The sequence below is a fragment of the Streptosporangium sp. G12 genome (genome assembly GCF_052983175.1).
The window spans coordinates 115927-141233 of the sequence record NZ_JBRIQO010000029.1 but is presented as its reverse complement, the minus strand read 5'-3'; the positions used below and the strand labels follow the sequence as shown (position 1 = coordinate 141233).

The following is a 25307-nucleotide window of genomic DNA, read 5'->3' as shown; positions in this document are numbered from 1 at the left end:
TCCAGGTCGCTGCCCACCGCGACCACGGCCTCCAGCAGCGCGTGCACCCGGTCGCGGGTGGCCAGCACCGCCTCCAGACGCCCCTGCAGCTCCGACAGCAACTCGTCCAGCCGCATGTGCGGGATCAGGGAACGCGGCTCCTTTTCCATCATGCGGCGAAGTCTCGCATCCGACGGCGCCGACGCCCACTCCGCGCCGGAGATCGTCTACGTCAACCCCGCCGCTCGCCACCGTGGTGTCGGCTCCGCTCGTGCGGCGGGAGCAACCGCACGGTGTCGTGAAAGCCCTGCTCGACCCCGTCGGCCCGATAGCCGCGTCCGTATATGGGTGTTTTCAGGTGTTTTATCCTTAAATGCGACGAATAGGAACTACGAACGGCTGCTCCGTGAACCCCGACCTCTTCGACCTGCTGACAGGCAGCCACCTGCGCCTCGTCGGCACCCCGCTGGCAGGTCCCGAGACCACGGCGCGCTGGCTGTACGAGGACGCGCCCTTCGGCGTGCTCGCGCATGACGCGGCGGACGACCCCCGCTTCACCTACGCGAACGTCACCGCCCAGCGATGCTTCGAGTACGACCACGGGGAGTTCGTCGGCCTGCCCTCCCGTCTCTCGGCGGAGCCTGACCGCCGCGAGGACCGCCGGCGACTCCTGGACGCCGTGCATCGGGACGGCTTCGCGACGGGCTACCGGGGACAGCGCATCGCCAAGTCCGGCCGCCGGTTCTGGATCGAGGACGTGACGATGTGGAACCTGGTGGACGGCGACGGCGTACTCGTGGGCCAGGCTGCGACCTTCCAGCGCTGGCGAGACGCCTGACATCCGGTACGGCGAAACCGGGCGAAGACCGAACCGAACGGGTGCCGGCCCGGGCGCTGGAAGCCGGGCCACCCGCCTCACGGGTGACCAATGATGCTCGAGTGATAGTGATCCCAGCCGTGAAATGTGAAGATTGCAGTCGTTTGTCCCCGAGCGATAGGTGAAAGCATGACAGGCGATCGCGCGCGCAGAGCTCTGGTGGTCCGGGGCGGCTGGGAAGGGCACGATCCGGTGGCCGCCACCGAACTCTTCGTTCCCTTTCTCCAGGAGCACGGGTTCGAGGTGCATCGGGCGGACTCCCCCGCGCCGTACGCCGACCCCGCGTTCATGTCCGGTGTCGACCTCATCGTGCAGTGCTACACCATGGGCACGATCGAGCCGGCCGAGATGCGCGGGCTCGAGGCCGCGATCCGCGCCGGTACCGGAATGGCCGGCTGGCACGGCGGCATCGCCGACGCCTTCCGCGGCTGCTCCGAATACCTGCACCTCATCGGCGGGCAGTTCGCCTGCCACCCCGGCAAGGACCCGGCCGAGCAGGACGGCTCGCAGGCCGACAACTTCATCCCGTACACCGTCACCATGCTGCCCGAGGCCGCGACCCACCCGATCACCGCGGGCATCGCCGACTTCGACCTCGTCACCGAGCAGTACTGGGTGCTGACCGACGAGTACATCGACGTGCTGGCCACCACGACCCAGAAGGTTCGCCCTTGGGACCCCTGGCACAGGGAGGTCACCTCGCCGGCGATCTGGACCCGCGGCTGGGGCGACGGAAAGATCTTCGTCGCGACGCCCGGACACGACCTCGGCGTCCTGCGCGACCACAGCGTGCGCACCGTCATCGAAAGGGGGATGCTGTGGGCCGGCCGGTGAACGTCGGCGTCGTCGGGTGCGGGTTCATCTTCGGCCAGTACGTCCGGAGCATCGAATGGCTGCCGGAGCTGCGACTCGTCGCCGTGGCCGATCTCGACCCCGAACGGGCGAGAGAGGCGGTGCGGGGATATCCGGAGGTCGAGGTGCTGAGCGTGGCGGAGCTCATGGCAGATCCGCGCGTCGACATCGTGCTGAACCTGACCATTCCCGCCGCGCACGCCGAGATCACACTGCAGGCCGTCGCGTCCGGCAAGGACGTCTACTCGGAAAAGCCCCTCGCCGCGACCACCACCGACGCCGCGCGGGTGCTGCGCGCGGCCGCCGAGGCCGGAGTACGGGTGGGCTGCGCACCGGACACCGTGCTCGGCACCGGCACGCAGACCGCGCGCAAGGCGATCGACGACGGCCTGATCGGCAGGCCGGTCGCGGCGACCGCGACCATGCTGACGCCCGGCCACGAGCGCTGGCACCCCAACCCCGACTTCTACTACGCCCCCGGCGGCGGTCCGCTCATGGACATGGGCCCGTACTACATCACCAGCCTGGTCACGCTGCTCGGGCCGGTGACGACGGTCATCGGCGCCGCCAGCCGCACCCGGGCCAGGCGGACCATCGGCACCGGCCCCCGTCTCGGCGAGGAGATCCCCGTCGCCGTCGACACCCACGTCACCGGCGTGCTGGTCCACGCGTCGGGGGCGCTGTCAACGCTGGTGATGGGCTTCGAGGGAGCGGCCACCGGTGCGCCCCCCATCGAGGTGCACGGGGAACGAGGCTCGCTCTCCGTCCCCGACCCGAACCACTTCGACGGCCCCGTGCTGCTGGCGAGGATGGGCGAAGAAGGCTGGGAGCCCCTCCCCGCCACGGCCGGCCACGTCGGGGCCGGGCGCGGCGTGGGCCTCGCCGATCTCGCCACGACCCCGGCGGGCCAAGAGTCCCGCGCGGGCGGAACGCTGGCGTACCACGTGCTCGACATCATGGAGTCCCTGCTGTCCTCGGCGCACTCCAGAACGGCGGTGACCGTCACCAGCACCTGCGAGCGGCCCCAGCCCGTGGCCTTCCGCCCAGCCCTGCGATGAGCCGCACGCCTTGACGGCGCCATCCGCACGTGGATCGCATCGATGGATGTCACCGGGTGGCGGGATCGAGTGGCCGGCCCTGCCACTCGATCCCCTCCGGGACCGTGGCTCCGGCGTCTTCAGGATCGGTATCCGACCACGATCGGGCGAAGCTGTTGTTCCGCACTCTCCAACCGGGTGAGACAGGTCGCATGACAGAGACGTCAGCGGCCGAAAACCCCCTTCCACGGATCGCCGATCGGCAGACCCGGCAGACGAGGATCGACGAGCTCCGGGTCAGGGGAAGGCCCGCACCAGAGCCCTGACCGGCGAACGGTCGGTACAGGCGAGGCACGACAAGCTTTGGACAAGCCGGCGTGGCTAGCGTGCACCGTAGCCAAGTCGGGAGTTGCCATGCCTTCCTCGGTGTCAGCCGGTCCGCGAATTCGTTTGGACAGGAGAGATGGCGGCTCTTTCCAAATCGCATGCGGAGTGTTGATCGCGTTGAGTGGCGCGCTGACGGCCTTCGCCTTCAACGTGATCTATGCGGAGGGCTGGATTGATCTGGAGGTTTACCGGGAAGGCGGAGCGGCGGTACTGCGGCGTACCTCCGTCTATGACTTTGCCATAGGTGAAAGGTGGATGAAGTTCACCTATTCACCGTTCGCGGCAATGCTGTTCACGCCTCTCGCCTTGGTCCGAATGGAGATCGCCGTCGCCCTCTGGGTGCTGGTCTCCATACTCGCCCTTGAGGCGGTGATATGGATTCTCATCGGCCGCGCTGCGGTGAGGCGCAATAGTCGCCGGGCAACTCACGCTTTGTTGGTCGTTATCGCGATACTTCCCTTGTACCCGGTAACGCTAACGCTGTGGAACGGGCAAATAGGTATTATTCTGCTACTGGCGATAGTCGTGGACCTGACGCACGGCAAAGAGAAGTGGCGCGGCATAGGAACGGGCATTGCCGCCGGCATCAAACTCACCCCGCTGATATTCATCCCCTATCTTCTCATCACGCGTCGTTTCCGGGCCGCCCTGATGACTGGCCTTGGTTTTCTCGGCACAGTAGCCCTCGGATTCCTGCTGCTGCCGGCCGATTCGCGTGATTACTGGGGCGGCGCGTTTTTCGACACGCAACGGGTGGTCACCGAGCAGGGCGCGAATTTTTTCAATCAATCGCTTCGCGGCATGCTTATGCTCATGCCCGGCTCTTGGCCCACCGTGCCTCTCTGGCTCGCCCTGTGTGCGGTAGTCGGCACGGGTGGTCTTTTAGTCGCCGCATGGACCGCGAAGAAGGCGGGCGAGCTAGCCGGAATAACTGCCTGCGCCATCGTGGGACTGCTTGTTTCTCCCGTTTCTTGGCCGCACCATTGGGTCTGGTGCATACCGCTCTTGGTGCTCTGGGGACAACGCGCTCAGCGCTTGGACGCTACGTTCGAGAAGGTGGGCGTGGGGTTCTTGTGGTTCATCTTCTTGCTGCCTGGATATATCGCCCTGGCGATACTTATAATATATCCGTCCCACGCCGGAATGTGGCTGATGTTGCTGACGGGTAGTTATGTGCTCAGCGGATTGTCGACATTGCTGGCGCTTGCGATTTATTTTGGCCGGGGCGATCGGCGGCAGAGACGACGCGGGCCAGGCGACGGCTAGGGACCTTCAACGGTCAGGGTCGTACGGCCTGACCTCGGTGTGAGCCGGCAGCTGGTCGTCGCGAAAACACCTGAAGTGCATGAGGTGTCCCGATAGCGGTGGCTTGACCTGCAGCGCCTTTCCTCATCGCCCAACCACGGCTGTCTTCGGCAAACGCAGCATGAGGCGGTTCGGAGCCTCCCGCAGGGCGACTCCGAAGGACCGAACCTTCGTCGTCCGAGCAGCATCGCTCCAGATCAGGGGTTGACCTTGCCCCAAGGGCAGGGTTCGAGCATTTGCGTATGAACATGAGCTCGAACCCAGGAGATGAGATGCCACACGAGGCGCTGGCGGAGTTCGTCGAGGTGACGGCCACGAAGTTCGGCATTCCCGGTGTCGCGGTCGGGGTATGGGCCGAGGGCCGGGAGGTTTACGCGTGTCACGGGGTGACGAGCGTCGACAACCCGCTGCCGGTCGACCGGGACACGCTGTTCGTGCTGGGCTCGGTCACCAAGACCTACACCGCGACCGCGCTGATGCGCCTGGTCGCGCAGGGACGGGTCGAGCTGCGGGCGCCGGTGCGCCGCTACGTTCCCGAACTCGTGCTCGCCGACGAGCGGGCCGCGGCGCAGATCACCGTGATGAACCTGCTCAATCACACCGCGGGCCTGGACTGGGGGGTCATCGTCGACACCGGCGAGGGAGACGACGCGCTGGCCGGGTACGTGGCGAAGATGGCCGGTCTGGACCTGATCGGCCGGCCCGGTGATCGGGCCTCCTACAGCCAGGCGGGCTACAACCTGGCCGGGCGGGTCATCGAGAAGGTCACCGGATTGGCCTACGAGCGGGCCGTGGCCTCGCTCGTCTTGGAGCCGCTGGGGTTGGCGAGCAGCTTCTTCGCGCCCGCCGAGGTGATGACCCGGCGGTTCGCCGTGGGGCACGAGCGCGGCCGGGACGGCGCGCTGTCGGTCGCGCGGCCGTGGAAGCACTGGCGCGCCGACAACCCCGGCGGGGGCCTGGCCTCCTCGGTGGCCGACCAGCTGCGGTGGGCGCGCTTCCATCTCGGTGACGGCCGCGCGCAGAGCGGTGCCCGCCTGCTGCCCGCCGAGGCGCTGCGGCGGATGAGGGAGGCGACGGTCGCGTTGCGCGCCAGCTCGCTCGGTGACGCCCTGGGCGTCGGCTGGTTCCTGCGCGAGGTGGACGGCGTGCGCACCGCCGGGCACGGCGGGTCGGCCAACGGCCAGTTCGCCGAGCTCCTCACCGTGCCCGAACGCGGCTTCGCCGTCGTCGCGGTGTCCAACGCCGGCCCGGACGAGGGTCTCGCCTTCAACCGAGCCGTCGTGCGCTGGGCGCTTGCGCACCATCTCGGGGTGGTCGACCGGGACCCCGAGCCGCTCCCCTACGACGACGCCCGGGCCCGGGAGATCGCCGGGAGGTACGAGAACGAGATGATGACGCTCACCATCGCCACGGACGGAGCCGGGCTGACGATCGAATGCGGGATCAAGCCGGAGGTCCGTGCGGCGATGGACACCGAACTGCCCCCGGACCTCCCACCGGCCGCGGTCGGCCTGCTGCCCGGCGACACCGACGAATACATCGTCACCGGCGGCGGGCTGGAGGGGCAGCGCGGCTTCTTCACCCGCGACGCCGGCGGCGCGGTCGTGGGAGTCGACCTCGCCGGCCGGCTGGCCAACCGGATCGCGCCGATCCGCGAGTGAAGCCCCGTGGCCGCTCCCGCGCGGGTTCACCCGCGTCGGTGGTGTGCACACGGGCTCCTCCGCGGGCTTTGAGGCCGTGTTCCGCCACGGTACCCGCTGCCATGATGAATGCCCCGGACGGCGAGTCGCTCGAAGGAGACCGAAGCATATGATCACCATCGGCCGGCTCGCCGACTACGCGGGCGTGACGATCAAGGCCGTCCGTCACTACCACCAGCGCGGCCTGCTCGCCGAGCCACCGCGCGACTCGTCGGGCTATCGGCGCTACGACGTCCAGCACGCCATAGACCTGATCAAGATCAAGACGCTCGCCGGGGCCGGTGTGCCGCTCGCGCGCATCAGGGAGTTGCTCGCCGCCGATCCCGACCGGTTCGCCGCGGCGATCGCCGACATCGACCGCAACCTGCGGGAACGGGCCGAGGAACTCCTGCGCACCCGCGGGCGGATCGCCCAGCTCGGCGCCGGTGACCGGCTGTTCGTCTCCGCCGAGGTCGCCGACTATCTCGACCGGTTGCACGAGCTCGGCGTGAGCCGGCGCATGGTGCAGATGGAACGCGACGGCTGGATCCTGGCGCAGTCGCTCTCGCCGGACGAGGCGGCCGGCTGGATCGCCGACAAGCGCGACGCGATCGGCGATCCGGAGTTCCGCGCCATCTACCTCGACCACGACGCGGCGTTCGACTGGTCCCCGGAGGATCCGCGCCTTCACACGCTGGCCGACCGCACGTGGCGGTGGCTCGCCAACCGGCACGGCGGGTCCGAGAGCGCGAAGGGGCCGGTCCAGGACTCGGCCATCGCCCGGCTGGTCGCCACGTCGGTCGGCGCCTCGGCGCCGGCCTGGAGCCGGCTCGCCGAGATCGTCAAGGAGCGGGAGGTGGGTGGGCGGGGGGCGTCATGAGCCCAAACCACCTTGATCTTGATGCGCGGTCTTGAGCAGGGGCGGCCGGAGTACGCCGGAAGGACACCGCAGGACAGGGCGATGTACCGGACAAAGGACCAGTATCGCGTACATCACCGACATCACGGTGCCGTTGACCAGCGGCTCCACGGCCGGGGCCGGGTCGGCGTCGAACCTCGCCGCGGCCACCGCGTTCGACCCGGTCGATCTCCGCGGTCGCCACGTTGCCGATCGCGGCTTTCGCGCGGCACGGCTCACTGATGCGCGCGAACACCAAGATTTCCCGCCGAGCTCACCGCCGGCTCCTGCCGGGAGAGGGCCGATGCGGATCGGCGTGTATGTGCGTACGCATCCCTTGCGGGTCGAACAGGATGAGAAGCTCGACCACGCCGCCGTCGGCGCTGCCCAGCCAGTGCGGCAAGGACGTGTCGAACTCGGCCGCCTCACCGGACGGCAACGTCAGGTCTCGCTCACCGAGGATGAGCCGCAGGCGTCCGTTGAGCACGTACAGCCATTCGAAGCCGTCATGGGCCTGCGGGGTCGGTACGAGCGGTTCCGGCTGCGCGGGAATGATCATTTTGAACGCCTGCACCCCGCCCGGCCGCCGGGACAGCGGCACGAAGGTCATCCCGAACCTCCGGATCGGCGTGAGGTGGATCCGGGGGTCGCCGGTGCGCGGGGCGCCCACCAGGTCGTCCAGCGGAACGTCGTACGTACGGGCCAGCGGCAGCAGCAACTCCAGGGTCGCCCGGCGCTGCCCGCTCTCCAGCCGGGACAGGGTGCTCTCCGACACGCCGGTTGTCGTCGCGAGGTCGGCGAGGGTGATACCGCGGTGACGACGCAGTGCGCGAAGTCGCGGCCCCACCGCGTCGAGCACCTCATCCATTTCGTGATCCATGAGGCCATCTTGCCAGAATCGCAAGTTTTCGTGCCAGACCCTGCGTGCTGGGTCCCCGAGGCGGTCGTGGACGACGACGTCCGCGAGTACCTGGCTCTGTTCCACCCCCAGGTCTCGTTCGGCGGAACGGCGTTCGGCGGTACCTCGGACCGGTCCCCGTTCACCGACGCCGAGATCGACGAGTACGCACGGACCTACAGCCGGCCAGAGGTGCTGCCGGGCGGCTTCGAGCTCTACCGCGCCCTCGACAAAGACGTTCGCGACACCGCGGCGGCGGCACCGGTACACGTCCCGACCCTGCTCATGCCCGCCCAGGGCCAGCTCGACGCGATCCGAGCCATAGTGGCCCCGCGCATGACCAAGATCGTGCGCGCGGTGGACGTGCCGCACGCGGGGCATCGGCTCGTCGAGGAGAACCCTCGGTTCGTCACTGCGGAGCTGATGAGCTTCCTCGGCCGATAAGGTCTCACAGCCACTTCGCGTCGGGTGTCACGGACCCGGACGGAGGGCCTCATCGGGGGCGGAGCTCAGAGCGCGGCGGAACGAAAACGTACGCTGAGACCGTTCACCCGGCTCAGAACGGGCGTGCGGGGCTGCGACGCAGGGTGGCATGGGCGTGCGTCGGCTCCGCGTCCGCCCAGTCGCCTGATCGGATCGGATCGCAGCGGTCGGGTACGGCCGGGGTTCTTCCGGCAGGGTTGACATCGAAAGGAGGCCTCGTGATCTCAGCGCTCAACCAGCTCGTCGATCTCGTCGAAAAGCACCTCGCCGAGGAGTTCGACGTCCACGAGCTGGCCAGGGAGCTCGGCACGACCGAGTACCACCTGCGCCGGATGTTCTCGTCGCTGGCCGGCATGCCGCTGTCGGAGTATGCGCGCCGCCGCCGCATGACCGTCGCCGCCGCCGACGTCGTCCGGGGCCAGGACGATCTGCTGAGCATCGCCGTCCGGCACGGATACGGCTCGACCGAGGCGTTCGGACGCGCGTTCCGCGCGGTCCACGGCTCCGGTCCCGGTGACGTGCGCCGCGACGGAGGCCCCTTGCGCACACAACCGCAGCTCAGGTTCCGCCTGACCGTTGAAGGGAGCATTCCCATGGAAACCCGCCTCGTCGACCGCCCCGCGTTCCGGCTGGTCGGACACGCAGCCCGGGTTCCGCTCATCCATCAGGGCATCAACCCGCACATCCAGCAGCACATCACCGCACTGCCGCAGGAGGAGCATCTGCGCCTGAAGGCCCTCGGCGACACCGAACCGGTGGGCCTGCTGCAAGTCTCCGACGACCTCGACCCCGACGGCGCAGAGGGGAGCGAACTGACCTACCTGCACGGGGTCGCCGTCTCCCGGGACACGCCGATCCCCGACGACCTCGACGCCATCGAGGTACCGGCCGGCAGGTGGGCGGTCTTCCGCACCGCCGGACCGCATCCGCAGGCCCTGCAGACGACCTGGGCCGCGACCGCGACCGAGTGGTTCCCCTCCAACCCGTGGCGTCTGCGGTCAGGTCCCTCGATCGTCTCGGTCCTCGAGCGCGCGGACGACTTCAGCACCGCGACATGCGAGCTGTGGCTCCCCGTCGAACCGGCGTGACGGACGGCGGTCACGGAATTGACCCGCGGTGATCTCGCCGGCGCTTACGAGACGGCGGGTCGGGTGGCGCAGGCGATCACGCGCCGGCTGACATGCCGGTCGCCGGGGGCGCCGCGGTGGGCGGTCAGATACTCGGCCGCCCACCGCCGATCCCCGGGCCGGGCGTGCTGCAGGTCGTCCTCCGGCAGGGCGGCGAGTCCTCCTCCCCCGCTCCTGTCACGCCTCGGCCACCGAGGTCGGATCTGGCCGGCCACGCTGGGCTACCGGCCTACGGCCGATGTGAGGGTGGTGTTCCTACCGGGCGGCGGGGCAGCTTTGCCGATACGGTTCGCTGGGGAAGTACCGCTGCCACTCCGGAAGAGTGAATCCCCGGCGTGCGATGCCACAGACTGCTCGCAGGAGATCGTGTGGCAACGCCACATCCCACAACCGCACTGTGCGGTAGGTACCTGAGGCCAGGCGTGAGCCGTTCCCGCTGAAGGCCACCGAGCGCACCATGCCGTCGTGACCGGTCAGGACGGCGCGTGCGGGCCGGCTGAGACGGAACGGCCCTTCGGCGCCGCCGATCGGGTAAGGGCGCGGCCGGTCGGTGTGTCGTGCATGGGGACGCCTCACGGGCGTTGCAGCATGGACCCGTGAACGATCAGGAGCTGCCCCGGCAGGACTGCGCCGCGACGGTGCTGGGCGGTCCCACGACCGTCATCGACGCCGGCGGCCTGCGCGTCGTCGTGGACCCGACGTTCGACGATCCCGGCCCGCACGGCTACCTGACCAAGACACTCGGCCCGGCGGTGACCGAGGACCGGTTGGGGGCCGTCGACCTGGTTCTGGTCAGCCACGACGTCCACCCGGACAACCTCGACGACCAGGGCCGCGCCTTCGCCTTGGCGGCCCCGCTGACGCTCACCGTGCCCGGCGCGGCCGACCGGCTCCGCGCGCCGGCGGTGGGCCTGGCCCCCTGGACGACCTTCGTCCTGCCCCGTCCGGACGGCGGCGGCGACCTGAGTGTCCTGGCCGTCCCCGCCGTACACGGCCCCGAGGACGGCGAGCGGGATCCGCAGGGCAACATCAACTGCGAGGTCACCGGCTTCGTGCTGTCGGGCGAGGGCCTGCCCACCGTGTACGTCAGCGGTGACAACGCCTCCATGCGCGCCGTGGCCGCGATCGCCCGGCACGTGCCGGACATCGACGCGGCGGTGCTGAACGCCGGGGCGGCCCGCGTACCGGGCAAGTTCCGGCGACGTCCGGTGTCGATGGACGGCCACCGGGCCGCGGCCGCCGCCGCGGTGCTGGGCGTCACGGTCGTGATCCCGGCCCACTACGACGGATGGACGCACTTCTCCGAAGGACGCGCGGAGGTGGAGACGGCCTTCGACGAGGCCGGCCTGTCGTCCCTGCTGCGCCTGGCCGACCACGGGTCCTGGACGGCGCTGCGCGGCTGACGGTCCGCGCGGCCGCCGGTCCGTCACCGTGGCGGCCTCTCCCCAGCGGGTCAATCACCGCGCAGGCGGACTCGCACTCACCTTGCAGGCGGACGACAGGCGCCATCGTGGCGGTGACCATGGATTCCGCTCACTGCAGGCTCTCGTCGAAGGACACGAACATGCTCAAGAAGTCTCTGCCGGCCGCGCTGACGGCGACGGCCGTCGCCGCTCTCGTCCTGGTCCCCGCCGGCCCTGCCGCGGCCGCCACGATCGAAATCCGTCCCGGGCAGGTCTCGACCCTGAAACAGTCGAACAGCAAGTTCAGCTGCCCGACGAACGAGGTGCTGATCGGCCGCGGGCACCGCGGCGACGAGAACGGCGACACCACGTTCCACTGCGGCCGCATCTACATCGACAACATCCAGGTCACGGTGCTCAGGTTGGACATCTGGGGCACCAGGACGGATGAGAACGACCACGACTACCACACTCCGGCGAACCAGGCCATCACCGGGATCCGGCACGACGGGGACGAGAACGGCGACACCATCTACTACAGCGGCGCGCTGTTCTGGCAGGGCAAGGCGGTGCAGATCACCCCCAGGCAGCTGGAAGGCTGGGTCAGGGAGAACAACCACGCCTCGATGGGCGGCACCAACCAGGTGATGACCGGCCGCAGGCACACCGGGGACGAGAACGGCTGGACTCAATACGAGTACGGCTGGGTCTCATACAGCGGCTGATCGCGGCGCCGGGTGGCGATCCGTCCCACGGGGACGCCGCCGCCCGGCACCCGCGCCCGCTCGAACCCCGCCGCCGCGCCCGCCTCGTACCCCATCGCCCGTAGCACGCCCAGCGCGCCGGCCGCCGAGCCGTGCTGAGCGGGCGCCGGCCCGTTCCGCACCGACCCTCCACGTCGCCATGGCGGTGCTCGACACCCCGCACGTGCCGGCCCGCGACCCGGCGGCGCCGCGGGCACCGCGGGCACCGCGGGCACTGCGGGCACTGCGGGCACTGCGGGCACTGCGGCGCGCCTCGTCCCGCCGGCCGTGGCGGGAACGTCTCAGCGAAGCGGGGAACGGCACCGCGACGGCTGACATCATTCCGCGCGAGCCACTGACGCCTCCTTCGCGTACCTCACGCCTTGAAGCCGGACAGCGCCATCACCGGCCTCACCTCGACCAGGCCCATCGCCGCTTCGGGAACGCGGGCGGCGATCTCGAGTGCACGGTCGATACCGTCGCACTCGACGAGGTAGAAACCGGCCATGAGTTCCTTGGCCTCGGCGAAGGGGCCATCGGTCGCGGTCGTCTGCCCCGCCTCCGCGCGCACCCGCCTTCCCATGGCCGGGTCGGCGAGAGCCTCCGCGACGATCAGTTCCCCGCTCGCGGCCAGCGCCTCGTTGAGGGCGGTGTACGCCTCGAGCCCTTCACGGCGCTGCTCGGCCGAGAGCTGGTTCCACAACTGCCGGGACTCCGGGTTGCTGTAGATCAGAATCACATATTTCACGACAGGTTCCCGGTCCGAAATTCTCTGGTGTGGCGTGTCGAGGATAGTCGTCCGGCTCCGACGTCCCCGGTGAAAGCCCTTCGGCCGAGGGCTTCGAGACGAAGGAGGTCCGGAAGTTGACCGAGCTGAACTATCTGGCGGTCGTGGCGGCCACGGTCACGGCGTTCTTGCTGAGCACTGTCTGGTACATGGGGTTCGGTGCCCGATTGGCGGAGCCGGCCGATGCCCGTGCCGCCGTGGAGCGGCCGCCGGCCTGGATGGCGATGGCGGAGCTGAGCCGCAGCGCGGTGGTCGCGGTGGTCCTCGCGTGGCTCACCGGCGAGGTGGGTGTGAGCGGGTGGCCCCAGGCGCTCGGGCTGGCGTGCGTGTTGTGGATCGGCTTCCCCTGCGTGTTGTTGATCGGCTCGGTGCTGCACGAGAGGGTTCCGTGGCGGCCGGCCGCCGTCCACGCGGGAGATTGGCTGCTCAAGGTGGCCGCGATCGCGGTCATCGTCGGGACATGGAGGTGAGGGGCATGAACGGCCTCACCCGGGGAGCGCTGGACGAGCAGTTCACCGCGGCCATGCCAAAAGTCCCGGCAGGAGCGCGGATGCCGGTGCCGCCCGGCCTTCCTCCGCGTTCGCTCGTCCCACCGGCTCGCCTCCGCGTGTGATCTTTCACACTTCAGAATATGAAACATTGCATAATCTGAAAGTTCTTCCCTACAGTTGACGCCGTGACCCCCGTAGAGAGCGCGTACGAGCTCGGCCGCAGAGATCGGAAGAAGCTCGAGACTCGCGCGGCCTTGGAGCACGCCGCTCTGACGCTGGTAGCCGAGCACGGGCTGGCGGGTGTCACGGTGGAGGACATCGCCAAGGTGGTGGACCTCTCCTCCCGTACGTTCTTCAACTACTTCCCGTCCAAGGAGGACGCGCTCGTCGGCGCGAGCCCCGCGTCCGCCGCCGAGCTGCGCGAGAGGCTGGAGGCCGTGCCCGCGGAGGTGCCGGTCCTGGAGGCGCTGCGCCTGATGTCGCGGGTCGAGGCCGAGCACGTCCAGCAGCAGCGCGAGCAATGGCTGCTGCGGCTGAAGGTGTTCGAGCAGAACCCGTCACTCCTGCCGCGGCTGGTCGCCGGCGGCACCGAGACCGAGCGTGCCGTGTCGGCCGCCGTCGCGCGCCGGATCGGCGTCGAACCAGGTACGAGCGGCTACCCCGAGCTGGTCGCCGCGGTGGCCATGGCGGCCTTCCGGGCGGCGATGATGCGCTGGAGTGCCGCGGGCGGCCGACCGGCGCTGGCCGACCTGGTCGACGAGGCCTTCTCCCAGCTCGCCGCAGGCCTGCCCAATCCGTGACCGCCCCGGTCACCGTCCTTTTCCGACCACCCCCGCGAACGTTTCCGTTCCGCCGGCGTCCGCTGGAGTCTCGCGGAGCGCCGGTCCCCACCTGAGAAATCGAGGAAAGATGACATCCACCAGCGCGCAGCCCGAGGCCGTGGCCGCGGCGCCCACCTCCAGGAGAAAGGTCCTGCAGGCGCTGTCGGGGCTGATGGTGGGCATGTTCGTGTCCATCCTGGCCTCGACCGTCGTGGCCAACGCCCTGCCCCGCATCATCACCGACCTGCGGGGCTCGCAGACCGTCTACACCTGGATCGTCACCTCGGAGCTGCTGGCCATGACGGCCACGGTGCCGCTCTGGGGCAAGATGGCCGACCTCTACAACAAGAAGCTGCTGATCCAGCTCTCGCTGGGACTGTTCGTGGTGGGCTCGCTGATCGCGGGCCTCACGCCGAACGTGGAGATCCTCATCGTCAGCCGCGTCGTGCAGGGCATCGGCGCCGGCGGCATGACCGCGCTCGCGATGATCGTGATGGCGGCCATGATCCCGCCGCGTGAGCTCGGCCGCTACGCCGGCATCTTCGGCGCCGTGTTCGGCGTCGGTACCGTGGCGGGCCCGCTCATCGGCGGCGTGCTCGTGGACACCTCCTGGCTCGGCTGGCGCTGGTGCTTCCTCATCGGCGTGCCGTTCACGATCCTGGCCATCGTCCTGTTGCAGCGCACGCTCGACCTGCCGGTGGTGCGCAAGGACGTCAAGGTCGACTACCTGGGCGCCCTGCTGATCACGGTGGGCGTGTCCACGCTGCTGATCTGGTCGTCACTGGCGGGCAACCAGTTCGAGTGGGGCTCCTGGTGGACCGCCGCCCTCGTCGGCGGCGCCGTGCTCATCCTCGCGCTGGCCGTCTGGGTGGAGTCGCGGGCAGCTGAGCCGATCATCCCCCTGACGATCTTCAAGAACCGCACCGTCGCCCTCGCCACCGTGGCGAGTGTGCTGGTCGGCGTGGCCATGTTCGGCGGCACGGTCTTCCTGTCGCAGTACTTCCAGGTGGCGCTCGGCAAGTCGCCGACGGTCGCCGGCCTGATGAGCCTGCCGATGGTGTTCGGCCTGCTGATCTCCTCCACCGTGGCCGGCCAGCTCATCACCAAGTGGGGTCGCTGGAAGGGCTTCCTGGTGGCCGGCGGCGTCGTCATGCTCGCCGGGATGGGCCTGCTCAGCACCATCGACGGCCAGACCGGCACGGTGGTGCTCGGGCTCTACATGACGGTGCTCGGCGTCGGCGTCGGCATGCTCATGCAGAACCTGGTCCTCGCCGCCCAGAACGACGTACCCGCCCACGACCTGGGGGTCACCACCTCGGCGCTGACCTTCTTTCGCAGCATGGGCGGCGCCGTCGGCGTCAGCGCCCTGGGCGCGGTGCTGGCCAACCGGATCACCACCCTCATGACGGAGAAGCTCGGCCCGATGGCCGCCGGCGGCGCGGGCGGCGACAGCGACGCCGTACCCGACATCTCCAAGCTGCCCGCTCCCGTCGTCCGCGTCGTCCAGGACGTGTACGCGACGGCCACCGCCGACCTGTTCCTCATCGGCGTGCCGCTCACCGCGCTCGCGCTGGTGGCGGTCCTGTTCATCAAGGAGAAGCCGCTCAACACGCTGTCAGGCGAGGAGCGGCTGGCCCGGGAGCACGCCACGACCGCCGGTCACTGAGTGACTCCCCGCCAGGTCGCGTCCCGGGCGCGGTGCGAGAGAGAACGAGCGCAGGTTGCCGGGTCGAACCGGCCAGGGTTCGCACGGCACAGGACCTGCGCTCGTGGCGCGCACACCACCGCCCGTCATCTTCTCCTGGCAGCCCTCCCCGTCACGGTAGTGGGCGTGGGCGTGCGGCGCGGGTCTCCGGGGCGCCGCGCCCTCACCCGCGCCGACCTCGCCGCAGGCCCGCGCCCCTTCCACGACGGCCTTGCCCAGGTGCGCCGACCGGGGGCATCGGTCGAGAACCGCGTCCACGCGTTCTCTTTCGCCGGACCCTGTGACGCAGCTGCGGGCTCGAGACCTACGAGGCCAACCGCTCACGCGCGTTACGACCTGATCTTGTGGGTTCGACCCCGCCGTCAGGCTGGCTGATCTCGGCCCACACCGCGTCGAGGGAAAGACCGAGGACCTCGGCGATCGCCGCGATGGTCGGGAAGGCGGGGGTCGCCACGCGGCCCGTCTCGATCTTCCGCAGGGTCTCCGGCGAGACGCCTGCATCGAGGGCGGTCTCGAGCATCGAGCGCTCCCCCCTGGCGCGACGCAACAGGGCACCGAGGCGCTGTCCGCGCTCGACCTCTGCGGGTGTGAGCGGCAACCTGACCATGGCTCCGATTCTAGGCCCGTACGGGGTTGAGATCAGAGGGATTCGCTCCGCTTGAAGATCCGAAGTCCGTGCAGGCCCCCGCACCGGGATAATATGGCCGGGATAGTTATTGGTCGCATGAGAAGGGCGCCGCATGATCGAGATCTTGAACCCCACCGAACTGGTCCGGGCGAAGGAGGCCGGTGCCCTGGTCGCCGACATCCTGCAGACGCTGAAGAGCCGCAGCGCAGTGGGCACCAACCTCCTGGACATCGACCGGTGGGCCAAGACCATGATCGTCGAGGCTGGAGCGCAGTCCTGCTACGTCGACTACGAGCCCTCCTTCGGACGCGGGCCGTTCGGCCACTACATCTGCACGTCCGTCAACGACGCCGTGCTCCACGGACTGCCCCACGACTACACGCTCGCCGACGGCGACCTGCTGACACTCGACCTCGCCGTCTCCAAAGGCGGAGTCGCCGCGGACTCCGCCATCAGCTTCATCGTGGGCGACTCGAAGCCCCCGCAGAGCGTCGCGATGATCAGCGCGACCGAACGCGCGTTGAGCGCGGGGATAGCCGCCGCCGGACCCGGGGCTCGCATCGGTGACATCTCCCATGCCATCGGCTCGGTCCTCAGCGAGGCGGGATACCGGATCAACACCGAGTTCGGAGGTCATGGCATCGGATCAACGATGCACCAGGGCCCACACGTTTCGAACACCGGACGGCCCGGCCGTGGGTACAGGCTACGCCCCGGACTGCTGCTCGCACTGGAGCCGTGGGTCATGGCGGACACCGCCGACCTCGTCACCGACGCCGACGGCTGGACGCTCCGGAGTGCGACAGGCTGCCGGACGGCACACAGCGAGCACACGATCGCCATCACCGACGACGGAGCCGAAATCCTCACCCTGCCGAAGCACGCGCCCGTCAGTCCAGCCTGACAGCCTGCTTGAGGAAGACGACGCCGTCGACCATGTCGAGCTGGGCCGGGTCCAGCGGGAAATAGCGGAAATCATGGGAGACGCGCGGGACGAACTTCGTGACGGCCTCGGCCAGGCGGCGGGCGTCGATGAGAGAGTGCTCCCACGGGAGCGCGGACAGGACGCCCTCGACGGTGTCCGGGGACGGGGTGTCGTCGCCGACCGTGCCGAGGGCTGAGGCCAGGAAGGCGTACCGGTCGCCCAGGTGCGCTTCGGCGATCGCCCCCGCGCTCCACCACTCCAGCATCTGGTCGCCGAGCGGCATGAGGCTCTTGTTCCGCTGCAGGTGGAGGTTGTGGGCGAAGACCAGGGCCGGGCCGCGCCCGGCGACGGCACGCAGGTTGGCGGCCATCATCGCGTCCCGCAGGGCCGACAGCCGGGTCCACCGCGCCGGGGACGCGTCGGCCATCCAGTGGTGGTAGCGGAGCAGGCCGGTGGCGGTGCGCCCGTACAGTGCCGCCCGCTCCCTGTCCCGCGCGTCCAGCCGCGGCAGCTGCGTGTCGAGCAGCGCCACCAGGTCGTCGGCGATCAGTCGCAGCCGCCGGGCGTCGGCGGACTGGCCGATCGACTGGGACGGATCCATGGCCGCGGCCTCGTTCGCCCACCGCTCGTCCGGGCCCAGCAGCGTCTCGAGGGTCTCCCTGGTACAGGGCAGCGGGCCGTCGAGGAGGTCGTGCAGGGCGGTGAGCGCCTGGCGCGGGCTCGCCGCCCAGTACTCCAGAGGGCCGTCGAACCCGAAGAACCGGAGCTTTTCGTCATGCTCCTCGTTGTACGCCCGCATCCAGCGCACGAGCTCGCGGTTGGCCGGGGACGTGCCGAAGTTGTGGCTGAAGCCGCGTTCCATGACGTCATCGAGCGTGTCCGCGCCCGTCGTGATGTGGTCGTCGACCACGAGGCCCATGAGACAGTCGCTCTCGATGGCGAACGACCGGTAGCCCTCCTGCTCGACCAGATGCCGGAAGATCTCGTTGCGCAGCTCGCCCAGCTCCCCCACGAAGTGCCTGGCCTCGCCCAGGCCGAGCAGCAGGGGCTTGGCGGGAAGCGACCGCAGGAACGCCGAGACGCCTTCGCCGTCGAGCGGCCGGGCCATGTCCTTGATATCCATGCCTTCAACGGTATCGTTGAACATTCGGTGTAAACTTTTCGCCGGAAACCACCGCCTCCACCGTGATGAACCTTCAATCGGCGGTGTACCCATGAGGGCAGTGGGCCCGGCGCGCGGCACGACCTGTCCACCCAGGCGATCAGGAACCTCGCTTCATCGACCGGGCGCCCGACCCCCGAGCCGGCCTCGCAACGCTCTGATACGGACACGGGGAAACGGCCGCCGCGCGAGCATCGTCGGGCGGCGCTCCCGCCGCCCTCGCGAGGCGGTCTCCCCCAGCACGACCCGGGCGGCTCTGGAGTCGTTCCGGCGCGCGGTCGAGACCAGAAACCCGCAAGGCCTCCTCGACGTGCTCGCCCCCGAGGGCGAGCTGCGCCGGCCCCTGCCGAGGACGCCTCCGGGCCGAGCCGAGGAGGCGTCCTCGGTGACGGGGTGAGCACGGGTCCGTTTCGTGCCGGCGCGACCTAGAGGGCCCGGTCAAGGGCCTCGGTCATGGCGATCGAGGTGATTTCGAGGTGGTCGAAACGCCAGCCGCCCCCGGTGCGGCGCGCTCCGTAGCGGAGGATCCCGGCCGCGACGGCCTCCGTCTTGTCGTCGATGACGAAGACGGCGACGTCGTGGGCCCGCACCGTGGCGGTCTCGCCGTCGACCTCGATAACGAGGTTGGACTTGTTGTGCAAAGTGCGGGCGTACACGCGGTGCGCGCTCACGAGCTCGATGAGCTCCTTGATGCCGTGGGCCTCCCCGCGGGGGGACTTGACGACGACGTCCTCGGTGAAGAGCCGGTCGGTCTCGTCGTAGCGGCCCTCGTCGATCCACAGGCTGTGACGGGCGACCAGGTCGGCCAGCTCGGCACGGTCAGCGAGGACGCGGATCAGGATTTCGGTAGCGGTCATGACGATCTCCATTCCGGCCGCCCACGGCCAGTTCTCGGTGGTCACCGGCACCTAGCGGGTGGCGGCTCGGTGGTCGTGCTTGAGGCGGGTGAGGAAGAAGTCCCGGACGTCCTCGGCGAGCAGGTCCGGCACCTCCATCGCGGCGAAGTGGCCGCCGCGCTCGAACTCCGACCAGTGCCTGATGTCGTAGAGCCGCTCGGCCAGCGGTCGCACCGACTGCGTGATGTCGTGCGCGAAAACCGCCACACCGACCGGCACCTGGCACGGCACGGGCCGTCCCCGCGGAACATCGTGGTGCAGCCGCGCCGAGGAGGCCGCGGTGGCGGTCAGCCAGTACAGCGAGATGTTGGTGAGCATCCGGTCGTCACTGATCTGCGAGCGGGGGTCCGTCCAGTGCGCGAAGCGCTCGGCGATCCAGACCAGCTGGCCGACCGGGGAGTCGGTCAGCGCGTAGCCGATGGTCTGGGGGGTGAGGGCCTGCAGTGCCTGGTACGGCGGACGGTTCGCCATCAGCTGCCTGACCTTGTCCAGCCGGGCCTCGTCCGTTGCGGACAGCTGGATGTCGGCGTCCGGGACCGGGCGGGTCGGCAGGTAGTTGACGTGCACCCCGACGACCCGCTCCGGTGCCGCCGCGCCGAGCGCCAGGGAGATGCCCGCGCCGAAGTCGCCGCCCTGCGCGCCGTAGCGCTCGTACCCGAGACGGCGCATCAGCTCGGCCCAGGCCCGCGCGATCCGGACGGCGTCCCAGCCGCGCTCGTGGGTCGGTCCGGAGAAGCCGTACCCCGGGATGGACGGGATCACCAGGTGGAAATCGCGTGACAGCGGCTCGATGACGTCGAGGAACTCCAGAAACGAGCCGGGCCAGCCGTGGGTGAGGAGCAGCGCGAGCGCGTCCGGCTTCGCGGACCGGACGTGGACGAAGTGGATGTTCTGGCCGTCGATCTCGGTGGTGAAGTGCGGGAGCTCGTTGAGCCTGGCCTCGTGTTCGCGCCAGTCGTACCGGGTGCGCCAGTGTTCGGCGAGCTCCTTCAGCCGCGCCAGCGGGAAGCCGTGGTCCCACCCGGCGTCGGCGACCTCGTTGGGCCAGCGGGTGCGGGCGAGCCGGTCGGCCAGGTCGTCGAGGTCGGCCTGGGTGATGTCGATGCGGAACGGCTTGATCATGGTCTCAACTCCAGGGGAATTCATTTGCCGACCGAATGTTCGGCTCACTAACGTTTACTCCACGAACGATAGCACAATCATTAGTGCGCCGAACGAATTGCTAGACTCGTCACATGGAGAACCCGACCGAGGAGACACCCACCCCGTGGGAGAACCTGCCCAGCTGGCTGCTCACCCAGACCGCCCACCACGCGCACCGCCTGGTGGGTGACGGGTTCTCGTCCGTCGGCGCCCGCGGCTACCACTACCGCCTGCTGGCGACGCTGGAGAGGTCCGGCCCGGCCAGCCAGGCCGTGCTGGGCCGCCGTAGCGGCATCCACCTCAGCGACATGGTCGCGACGATCAACGAGCTCGCCGACCACGAACTGGTCGAGCGCGCCCCGGACCCCTCCGACCGGCGGCGCAACATCATCTCGCTGACCCCGGCGGGCAAGCGGCAGCTGCGGCGACTGGAGAAGCGCCTGGCCGAATGCCAGGACGAACTGCTGGCTCCGCTCTCACCCGGGGAGCGGCAGGGGTTGACCGAGTTGCTGTCCAAACTGCTGGATCACCACAACCGGCGAACCGGCACCCCCGAAGAGCCGTGGCGCTGACCGGCCCCCGAGTCCCGGCCCGGCCACCGGCCCCTTTGCCCCCCTCGGCTCCGGCCAGGTGACCGGACACCGTCCGAGGTCAGGGAAGATCCTCGACGTTCCCGTCGATGCGGCCTTCGGCGGCTGATCCCTAAAAGCAAGGTCAATTTGCCTAAAGCTATTAGGCAAATACATAATCGACACTGTCGCAGGAGAGGGAGGCCATGGCACGCGCAGGACTGACCACGGAACGCCTGACCCGGGCCGGGGCGGAACTGGCCGACGAGGTCGGCTTCGACCAGGTGACCGTCTCGGAGCTCGCCAGACGGTTCGACGTCAAGGTCGCGAGCCTGTACTCGCACCTGAGGAACTCCCAGGAGCTCAAGACCAGGATCGCCCTGTTCGCCCTGGAGGAGCTCGCCGACCGGGTCGCCGCCGCCCTGGCCGGGCGGGCCGGCAAGGACGCTCTGGCCGCGTTCGCCAACGTCTACCGCGACTACGCCCGGGAGCATCCCGGCCGCTACGCCGCGGCCCAGCTGAGGCTGACTCCGGAGGAGGCGGCCGCGAGCGCCGGCGGCAGGCACGCACAGATGACGCGGGCGGTCCTGCGCGGCTACGACCTGACGGAACCGGACCAGACGCACGCCGTCCGGCTGCTGGGCAGCGTCTTCCACGGCTACGTCAGCCTGGAGATGGGGGGCGGGTTCAGCCACAGCGCGCCCGACACGCAGGAAACCTGGTCACGGGTCCTGGACGCCCTCGACGCCCTGCTGCGGAACTGGCCCGCGCCCTGACCCGGGCTCCCCCGCCGGCCGGGCACCGCCGGCCGAGCGGCGCACCGGCGAATCCAAACACTCCGAACAATCCGAAAACTTCGATCAACAGGCTGAGACCATGCACACCACGCCCGACTGGATCACCACGCCCGTCACCGCGGACCTTCTGCGCGGCGCGCTCGACCTGCAGGACACCGCCCACGGTGTGCTGCCGCACCGGCTGCCCGCCCGTGCCCGCGCCCAGTGCGCCGACGGACAACTCGCCATGGCGGAGTCCCAGCCCTCCGGGGTACGGCTGGTCTTCCGCACCCGGGCCACCGCCGTCGAACTGGACACGCTGCCCACCAAACGGGTCTACGTCGGTGCTCCGCCCCGCCCGGACGGCGTGTACGACCTGCTCGTCGACGGCCGCCTGGCCGGCCAGGCCGGCGTGACCGGCGGCAACACCCTGACCATGGACATGACCACCGGGACCACCGTGCTCCGGCCCGGCCCGGCCGGCACCCTCCGCTTCACCGGCCTGCCCGGCCGGATGAAGGACGTCGAGATCTGGCTGCCGCACAACGAGACCACCGAACTCATCGCCCTGCGCGCCGACGCCCCCGTCGAGCCCGCACCGGACCGGGGCCGCAAGGTGTGGCTGCACCACGGCAGCTCGATCAGCCACGGCTCCGACGCCGCGAGCCCCACCACCACCTGGCCCGCCCTCGCCGCCTCCCTCGGCGACGCGGAACTGATCAACCTGGGCCTGAGCGGCAGCGCCCTGCTCGACCCGTTCACCGCCCGCGTCCTGCGCGACACCCCCGCCGACCTGATCAGCCTCAAGATCGGCATCAACCTGGTCAACACCGATCTGATGCGCCTGCGCGCCTTCACCCCGGCCGTCCACGGTTTCCTCGACACCATCCGCGAAGGCCACCCCGGCACACCGCTGCTGGTCGTCTCGCCCATCCACTGCCCCATCCACGAGGACACCCCCGGTCCCAGCGCCCCGGACTTCACCGACCTCGGCGCCGGGCGACTGCGGTTCCGGGCCACGGGCGACCCGGCGGAGCGCGCGAGCGGGAAACTGACCCTGGGCGTCATCCGGGACGAGCTGGCCCGGATCGTGGGGCAACGGGCGGCCGAGGACCCGAACCTGTACTACCTCGACGGCCGCGACCTCTACGGGGAGGCCGACTCCGCCGAGCTGCCGCTGCCCGACGAACTCCATCCGGACGCCGCCACCCACCGCCGCATCGGCGAGCGCTTCGCCGAGCTCGTCTTCACCGCCGGCGGCCCCTTCGCGAATCGCAGCACCTGAAACCGGTTCCGGCCGCGCCGGCGTGCCCCGGAACGCGAGGCGTCCGCGCTACGCGGGTTCCGCGTTCCGGGCGCTGTCGCGAAGCTGTGCCACCGCGCGGGCGACGAGGTCGCCGCGGCGTCGATCCTGGCGGGCGTGGACGACGATGCGCCGCAGGACGGCGGGGCGGACCACAGGCCTGGCGACGACTCCGCCGGGGAGCTCCGCGACGGCCAGGCGCGGCAGGACGGTGACGCCGATGCCCGTCTCCACCAGCCGCAGCGCCGCCCGGTGGTCGTCCAGGCGGGCGGCATAGCGCGGCGTGAATCCGGCGGCCCGGCAAGCGGTCAGGATGATCTGTCCGATCGGGCTGTCGTAGATGTCGTGATCTATCCAGGGCTCACCTTCGAGGTCCCGGAGAGCGAGTTCGCGGGCACCGGCGAGAGGGTGGGCGCCGGGGAGCACGGCGACGAGCTCCTCGACGACGAGTTCATGACGCCGGTAGCCGTCGAGGTGTACTCCGGCTCCGCCTGCGGGCTCGGTCCGGATGTCGAGGTCCGGGCGCCGGCGTCCGCGCCCGTCGACGGGCTCGTTGAGGCTGATCTCGACGGTGAGGTTCGGCTGGTGGCGGCGAACGGTCCGCACGACCTCCGGGATCCACCGCTCGGCCGCGGAGGCGAAACAGGCGATCGCCAGATGCTGCGCCTGACCGCCCCTGAGGTCTGCGACGACTCGTTCGAGGCGTCCGAAGTCGGCGAGGAGCGACTGGGCCTGATCCGCCAGGTGCCGTGCGGCGTCGGTGGGGATGATGCCGCGTCCCTGCTTCTCGAAAAGGACCAGTCCGGTCTCCTTCGCCAGGGTGGTCATGTGCTGGCTGATCGTCGCGGGAGAGTAACCGAGGTTCCGCGCCGCTTTGTTGATCGACCCGGCTGCCAGGACCGCGCGCAGGATCGCGAGACGTTGCGGGTTGAGCATGGCACCAAAGGTAAGGCAACACCGAATGACGAGCCGCATTTGTTTGCTTGTTTCGAGCTTTGCCGGCGGTGGAGGATGGCAGCGAGCAGGACATCCGGCGTCCTCTCGGGCGCGGTGAGAGAGGGTTGGCGATGGACACGACGTTCTGGGACGAGGCGGACCGTCTCCTGATCCGCTACGGAGCCGGTTTCACCCCGCGGGTCATCGAACGCGCCCGTGGCGCGTATGTCTTTGATAGCCGGGGCACGCCGATTCTCGACTTCACCTCGGGGCAGATGAGTTCCATCCTCGGCCATGCGCACCCGGACATCGTGGCGACGGTCTCGTCCGCGGTCGCGTCGCTGGACCACCTCTTCAGCGGCATGCTCAGCGCTCCCGTGCTGGAGCTCGCCCGCAGGCTCACCGCGACCCTGCCCCCGGCACTCGGCAAGATGTTGCTGCTCACCACGGGAGCCGAGGCGAACGAGGCCGCGATCAAGATGGCCAAGCTCTCCACCGGCCGTTTCGAGATCGTCTCCTTCGACCGCTCCTGGCACGGCATGACCCAGGGGGCCGCCGCCGCGACCTTCTCCGCCGGGCGGCGCGGCTACGGTCCCCCGATGCCGGGAAACCTCGCGCTGCCCACACCGAACGCCTATCGTTCGCCGTTCCGATCCTCCGACGGGTCACACGACTGGGAGGCCGAGCTCGCCTACGGCTTCGCCCTGATCGACCGGCAGTCCGCCGGGAGTCTCGCCGCCTGCCTCATCGAGCCCATCCTGTCCTCGGGCGGGCTCATCGACCTGCCACCCGGGTATCTGCGTCGCCTCAAGGCGATGTGCGACGAACGCGGGATGCTGCTCATCCTGGACGAGGCGCAGACCGGTCTCGGCCGCACCGGAGCGATGTACGCGTTCGAGCGCGACGGGGTCGCGCCCGACATCCTGACGTTGTCGAAGACCTTGGGAGCCGGGCTGCCGGTGGCGGCCGTCGTCACGACCGCCGAGATCGAGCAGGTCTGCCACGACCGGGGTTTCCTCTTCTACACCACCCACGTCTCCGACCCCCTGGCGGCCGCCGTCGCGCTGACGGTCCTTGACGTCATCGACCGCGAGAACCTCACACGGCGTGCCGCGACGCTGGGCGATCAGCTCACCGACCGGCTGCTGGCGCTTCGCGACGACTACGAGGTCGTCGGTGACGTTCGCGGCCGTGGCCTGCTCCAGGGCATCGAGCTCGTCATGGACAAGAAGAGCAAGGCGCCCGCCGACGCGCTGGGCAACGCGATCACCTCGGCCTGCCTCGAACGAGGCCTGCACATGAACATCGTCCAGCTGCCCGGGATGGGCGGCATCTTCCGCATCGCCCCGCCTCTCACGATCGGGGAGGACGAGCTGCACACCGGCGTGGACATCCTCGAGGCGTCTCTCAAAGCCGTGCTCGACGCCGCCGCCGGGTGACGCGGACCGGTCCGGCGGCGGGCCGCCGGGTCGATGCTCCCCAGCTCCCGCGCCGGTT

General features: G+C 69.7%; 27 protein-coding genes. 18 read left to right on the top strand and 9 right to left on the bottom strand.

What is annotated here, in order from left to right:
* The first annotated feature begins 385 nt into the window (after positions 1-385).
* The 6 genes from ACVCAG_RS36810 (at position 386) to ACVCAG_RS36785 (ending at position 6996) form a co-directional block, all read left to right on the top strand.
* The gene (locus ACVCAG_RS36810) at positions 386-817 is read left to right on the top strand and encodes an MEKHLA domain-containing protein (protein ID WP_440088436.1); all 432 of its coding nucleotides are present in this window, start codon (positions 386-388) and stop codon (positions 815-817) included.
* A 168-nt stretch (positions 818-985) separates the two neighbouring features.
* Positions 986-1690, top strand: a complete 705-nt coding sequence (locus ACVCAG_RS36805; protein WP_440088434.1) for a ThuA domain-containing protein — start codon at positions 986-988, stop codon at positions 1688-1690.
* Positions 1675-2766, top strand: coding sequence for a Gfo/Idh/MocA family protein (locus tag ACVCAG_RS36800; protein WP_440088432.1), 1092 nt, complete (start codon positions 1675-1677; stop codon positions 2764-2766). The genes ACVCAG_RS36805 and ACVCAG_RS36800 overlap by 16 nt, the downstream gene beginning before the upstream one ends.
* A gap of 471 nt (positions 2767-3237) precedes the next feature.
* Positions 3238-4398 carry a glycosyltransferase 87 family protein gene (locus tag ACVCAG_RS36795; RefSeq protein ID WP_440088430.1) on the top strand — a complete coding sequence of 387 codons (1161 nt, stop codon included), beginning with the start codon at positions 3238-3240 and terminating at the stop codon, positions 4396-4398.
* Positions 4399-4709: 311 nt separating this feature from the next.
* A complete protein-coding gene (locus ACVCAG_RS36790) occupies positions 4710-6098 on the top strand; it encodes a serine hydrolase (protein ID WP_440088429.1) in 1389 nt (462 codons plus the stop codon).
* A 148-nt stretch (positions 6099-6246) separates the two neighbouring features.
* Entirely contained in the window at positions 6247-6996 is a 750-nt protein-coding gene (locus ACVCAG_RS36785) for a MerR family DNA-binding transcriptional regulator (protein WP_440088427.1), read from the top strand.
* 292 nt (positions 6997-7288) lie between these two features.
* Here the strand turns inward: ACVCAG_RS36785 and ACVCAG_RS36780 are convergent, their stop codons facing one another.
* Entirely contained in the window at positions 7289-7894 is a 606-nt protein-coding gene (locus ACVCAG_RS36780) for a helix-turn-helix domain-containing protein (protein WP_440088426.1), read from the bottom strand.
* Positions 7895-7924: 30 nt separating this feature from the next.
* Between ACVCAG_RS36780 and ACVCAG_RS36775 the strand changes: the two genes are divergently transcribed.
* Complete coding sequence (locus ACVCAG_RS36775; protein ID WP_440088425.1) at positions 7925-8356, top strand: alpha/beta fold hydrolase; 432 nt, start codon at positions 7925-7927, stop codon at positions 8354-8356.
* 257 nt (positions 8357-8613) lie between these two features.
* The gene (locus ACVCAG_RS36770; protein WP_440088424.1) at positions 8614-9483 is read left to right on the top strand and encodes a GyrI-like domain-containing protein; all 870 of its coding nucleotides are present in this window, start codon (positions 8614-8616) and stop codon (positions 9481-9483) included.
* A 294-nt stretch (positions 9484-9777) separates the two neighbouring features.
* Here the strand turns inward: ACVCAG_RS36770 and ACVCAG_RS36765 are convergent, their stop codons facing one another.
* A complete protein-coding gene (locus ACVCAG_RS36765) occupies positions 9778-10098 on the bottom strand; it encodes a hypothetical protein (protein ID WP_440088423.1) in 321 nt (106 codons plus the stop codon).
* 20 nt (positions 10099-10118) lie between these two features.
* Between ACVCAG_RS36765 and ACVCAG_RS36760 the strand changes: the two genes are divergently transcribed.
* Positions 10119-10925: an MBL fold metallo-hydrolase gene (locus ACVCAG_RS36760; protein ID WP_440088422.1), complete on the top strand. Its 807-nt coding sequence runs from the start codon at positions 10119-10121 to the stop codon at positions 10923-10925.
* Positions 10926-11086: 161 nt separating this feature from the next.
* Positions 11087-11650 (top strand): hypothetical protein, encoded by a 564-nt coding sequence (locus tag ACVCAG_RS36755; RefSeq protein WP_440088421.1) that lies wholly within the window; start codon positions 11087-11089, stop codon positions 11648-11650.
* Here the strand turns inward: ACVCAG_RS36755 and ACVCAG_RS36750 are convergent.
* Both ACVCAG_RS36750 and ACVCAG_RS36745 read right to left on the bottom strand, forming a co-directional pair.
* Positions 11614-11811, bottom strand: coding sequence for a hypothetical protein (locus ACVCAG_RS36750; protein ID WP_440088420.1), 198 nt, complete (start codon positions 11809-11811; stop codon positions 11614-11616). The two genes, ACVCAG_RS36755 and ACVCAG_RS36750, sit on opposite strands and share 37 nt — an antisense overlap.
* 233 nt (positions 11812-12044) lie before the next feature.
* On the bottom strand, positions 12045-12416 hold the full coding sequence (locus ACVCAG_RS36745; protein ID WP_440088418.1) for a YciI family protein: 372 nt from the start codon (positions 12414-12416) through the stop codon (positions 12045-12047).
* 116 nt (positions 12417-12532) lie between these two features.
* Between ACVCAG_RS36745 and ACVCAG_RS36740 the strand changes: the two genes are divergently transcribed.
* The 3 genes from ACVCAG_RS36740 (at position 12533) to ACVCAG_RS36730 (ending at position 15433) form a co-directional block, all read left to right on the top strand.
* The gene (locus tag ACVCAG_RS36740) at positions 12533-12925 is read left to right on the top strand and encodes a DUF1761 domain-containing protein (RefSeq protein ID WP_440088416.1); all 393 of its coding nucleotides are present in this window, start codon (positions 12533-12535) and stop codon (positions 12923-12925) included.
* Between the two features lie 206 nt (positions 12926-13131).
* Positions 13132-13746 carry an acyl-CoA-like ligand-binding transcription factor gene (locus tag ACVCAG_RS36735; RefSeq protein WP_440088414.1) on the top strand — a complete coding sequence of 205 codons (615 nt, stop codon included), beginning with the start codon at positions 13132-13134 and terminating at the stop codon, positions 13744-13746.
* 109 nt (positions 13747-13855) lie between these two features.
* Entirely contained in the window at positions 13856-15433 is a 1578-nt protein-coding gene (locus tag ACVCAG_RS36730) for an MFS transporter (RefSeq protein ID WP_440088412.1), read from the top strand.
* Positions 15434-15776: 343 nt separating this feature from the next.
* On the opposite strand, the gene ACVCAG_RS36725 is transcribed toward ACVCAG_RS36730, so the two are convergent.
* Positions 15777-16079, bottom strand: a complete 303-nt coding sequence (locus ACVCAG_RS36725) for a helix-turn-helix domain-containing protein (RefSeq protein WP_440088410.1) — start codon at positions 16077-16079, stop codon at positions 15777-15779.
* A gap of 133 nt (positions 16080-16212) precedes the next feature.
* On the opposite strand from ACVCAG_RS36725, the gene map reads away from it, so the two are divergent.
* Positions 16213-17004, top strand: coding sequence for a type I methionyl aminopeptidase (map, locus tag ACVCAG_RS36720; protein WP_440088409.1), 792 nt, complete (start codon positions 16213-16215; stop codon positions 17002-17004).
* Here the strand turns inward: map and ACVCAG_RS36715 are convergent.
* The 3 genes from ACVCAG_RS36715 to ACVCAG_RS36705 all read right to left on the bottom strand — a co-directional run bounded on the left by ACVCAG_RS36715 (position 16991) and on the right by ACVCAG_RS36705 (position 20205).
* Positions 16991-18148: an erythromycin esterase family protein gene (locus tag ACVCAG_RS36715; RefSeq protein ID WP_440088406.1), complete on the bottom strand. Its 1158-nt coding sequence runs from the start codon at positions 18146-18148 to the stop codon at positions 16991-16993. The two genes, map and ACVCAG_RS36715, sit on opposite strands and share 14 nt — an antisense overlap.
* 464 nt (positions 18149-18612) lie before the next feature.
* Complete coding sequence (locus ACVCAG_RS36710; protein ID WP_440088404.1) at positions 18613-19044, bottom strand: nuclear transport factor 2 family protein; 432 nt, start codon at positions 19042-19044, stop codon at positions 18613-18615.
* 51 nt (positions 19045-19095) lie between these two features.
* Positions 19096-20205 carry an alpha/beta fold hydrolase gene (locus ACVCAG_RS36705; RefSeq protein ID WP_440088402.1) on the bottom strand — a complete coding sequence of 370 codons (1110 nt, stop codon included), beginning with the start codon at positions 20203-20205 and terminating at the stop codon, positions 19096-19098.
* Between the two features lie 113 nt (positions 20206-20318).
* On the opposite strand from ACVCAG_RS36705, the gene ACVCAG_RS36700 reads away from it, so the two are divergent.
* The 3 genes from ACVCAG_RS36700 to ACVCAG_RS36690 all read left to right on the top strand — a co-directional run bounded on the left by ACVCAG_RS36700 (position 20319) and on the right by ACVCAG_RS36690 (position 22856).
* Positions 20319-20798 (top strand): MarR family transcriptional regulator, encoded by a 480-nt coding sequence (locus tag ACVCAG_RS36700; RefSeq protein WP_440088401.1) that lies wholly within the window; start codon positions 20319-20321, stop codon positions 20796-20798.
* 203 nt (positions 20799-21001) lie between these two features.
* The gene (locus ACVCAG_RS36695; RefSeq protein ID WP_440088400.1) at positions 21002-21571 is read left to right on the top strand and encodes a WHG domain-containing protein; all 570 of its coding nucleotides are present in this window, start codon (positions 21002-21004) and stop codon (positions 21569-21571) included.
* Between the two features lie 100 nt (positions 21572-21671).
* The gene (locus ACVCAG_RS36690; RefSeq protein WP_440088399.1) at positions 21672-22856 is read left to right on the top strand and encodes a GDSL-type esterase/lipase family protein; all 1185 of its coding nucleotides are present in this window, start codon (positions 21672-21674) and stop codon (positions 22854-22856) included.
* Positions 22857-22904: 48 nt separating this feature from the next.
* Here the strand turns inward: ACVCAG_RS36690 and ACVCAG_RS36685 are convergent, their stop codons facing one another.
* Positions 22905-23810, bottom strand: coding sequence for a LysR substrate-binding domain-containing protein (locus ACVCAG_RS36685; RefSeq protein ID WP_440088398.1), 906 nt, complete (start codon positions 23808-23810; stop codon positions 22905-22907).
* Between the two features lie 131 nt (positions 23811-23941).
* Here ACVCAG_RS36685 and ACVCAG_RS36680 point away from each other — a divergent pair, with 131 nt between their 5' ends.
* Positions 23942-25249 carry an aspartate aminotransferase family protein gene (locus tag ACVCAG_RS36680; RefSeq protein ID WP_447191246.1) on the top strand — a complete coding sequence of 436 codons (1308 nt, stop codon included), beginning with the start codon at positions 23942-23944 and terminating at the stop codon, positions 25247-25249.
* Positions 25250-25307 lie beyond the last annotated feature (58 nt).

Excerpts from the sequence above, each read along its gene's own strand:
- ACVCAG_RS36805 (WP_440088434.1), top strand. The coding sequence starts at position 986 with ATGACAGGCGATCGCGCGCGCAGAGCTCTGGTGGTCCGGGGCGGCTGG.
- ACVCAG_RS36790 (WP_440088429.1), top strand. The coding sequence starts at position 4,710 with ATGCCACACGAGGCGCTGGCGGAGTTCGTCGAGGTGACGGCCACGAAG.
- ACVCAG_RS36785 (WP_440088427.1), top strand. The coding sequence starts at position 6,247 with ATGATCACCATCGGCCGGCTCGCCGACTACGCGGGCGTGACGATCAAG.
- ACVCAG_RS36780 (WP_440088426.1), bottom strand. The coding sequence starts at position 7,894 with ATGGATCACGAAATGGATGAGGTGCTCGACGCGGTGGGGCCGCGACTT.
- ACVCAG_RS36755 (WP_440088421.1), top strand. The coding sequence starts at position 11,087 with ATGCTCAAGAAGTCTCTGCCGGCCGCGCTGACGGCGACGGCCGTCGCC.
- ACVCAG_RS36730 (WP_440088412.1), top strand. The coding sequence starts at position 13,856 with ATGACATCCACCAGCGCGCAGCCCGAGGCCGTGGCCGCGGCGCCCACC.
- ACVCAG_RS36725 (WP_440088410.1), bottom strand. The coding sequence starts at position 16,079 with ATGGTCAGGTTGCCGCTCACACCCGCAGAGGTCGAGCGCGGACAGCGC.
- map (WP_440088409.1), top strand. The coding sequence starts at position 16,213 with ATGATCGAGATCTTGAACCCCACCGAACTGGTCCGGGCGAAGGAGGCC.
- ACVCAG_RS36715 (WP_440088406.1), bottom strand. The coding sequence starts at position 18,148 with ATGGATATCAAGGACATGGCCCGGCCGCTCGACGGCGAAGGCGTCTCG.
- ACVCAG_RS36710 (WP_440088404.1), bottom strand. The coding sequence starts at position 19,044 with ATGACCGCTACCGAAATCCTGATCCGCGTCCTCGCTGACCGTGCCGAG.
- ACVCAG_RS36705 (WP_440088402.1), bottom strand. The coding sequence starts at position 20,205 with ATGATCAAGCCGTTCCGCATCGACATCACCCAGGCCGACCTCGACGAC.
- ACVCAG_RS36700 (WP_440088401.1), top strand. The coding sequence starts at position 20,319 with ATGGAGAACCCGACCGAGGAGACACCCACCCCGTGGGAGAACCTGCCC.
- ACVCAG_RS36695 (WP_440088400.1), top strand. The coding sequence starts at position 21,002 with ATGGCACGCGCAGGACTGACCACGGAACGCCTGACCCGGGCCGGGGCG.
- ACVCAG_RS36690 (WP_440088399.1), top strand. The coding sequence starts at position 21,672 with ATGCACACCACGCCCGACTGGATCACCACGCCCGTCACCGCGGACCTT.
- ACVCAG_RS36685 (WP_440088398.1), bottom strand. The coding sequence starts at position 23,810 with ATGCTCAACCCGCAACGTCTCGCGATCCTGCGCGCGGTCCTGGCAGCC.
- ACVCAG_RS36680 (WP_447191246.1), top strand. The coding sequence starts at position 23,942 with ATGGACACGACGTTCTGGGACGAGGCGGACCGTCTCCTGATCCGCTAC.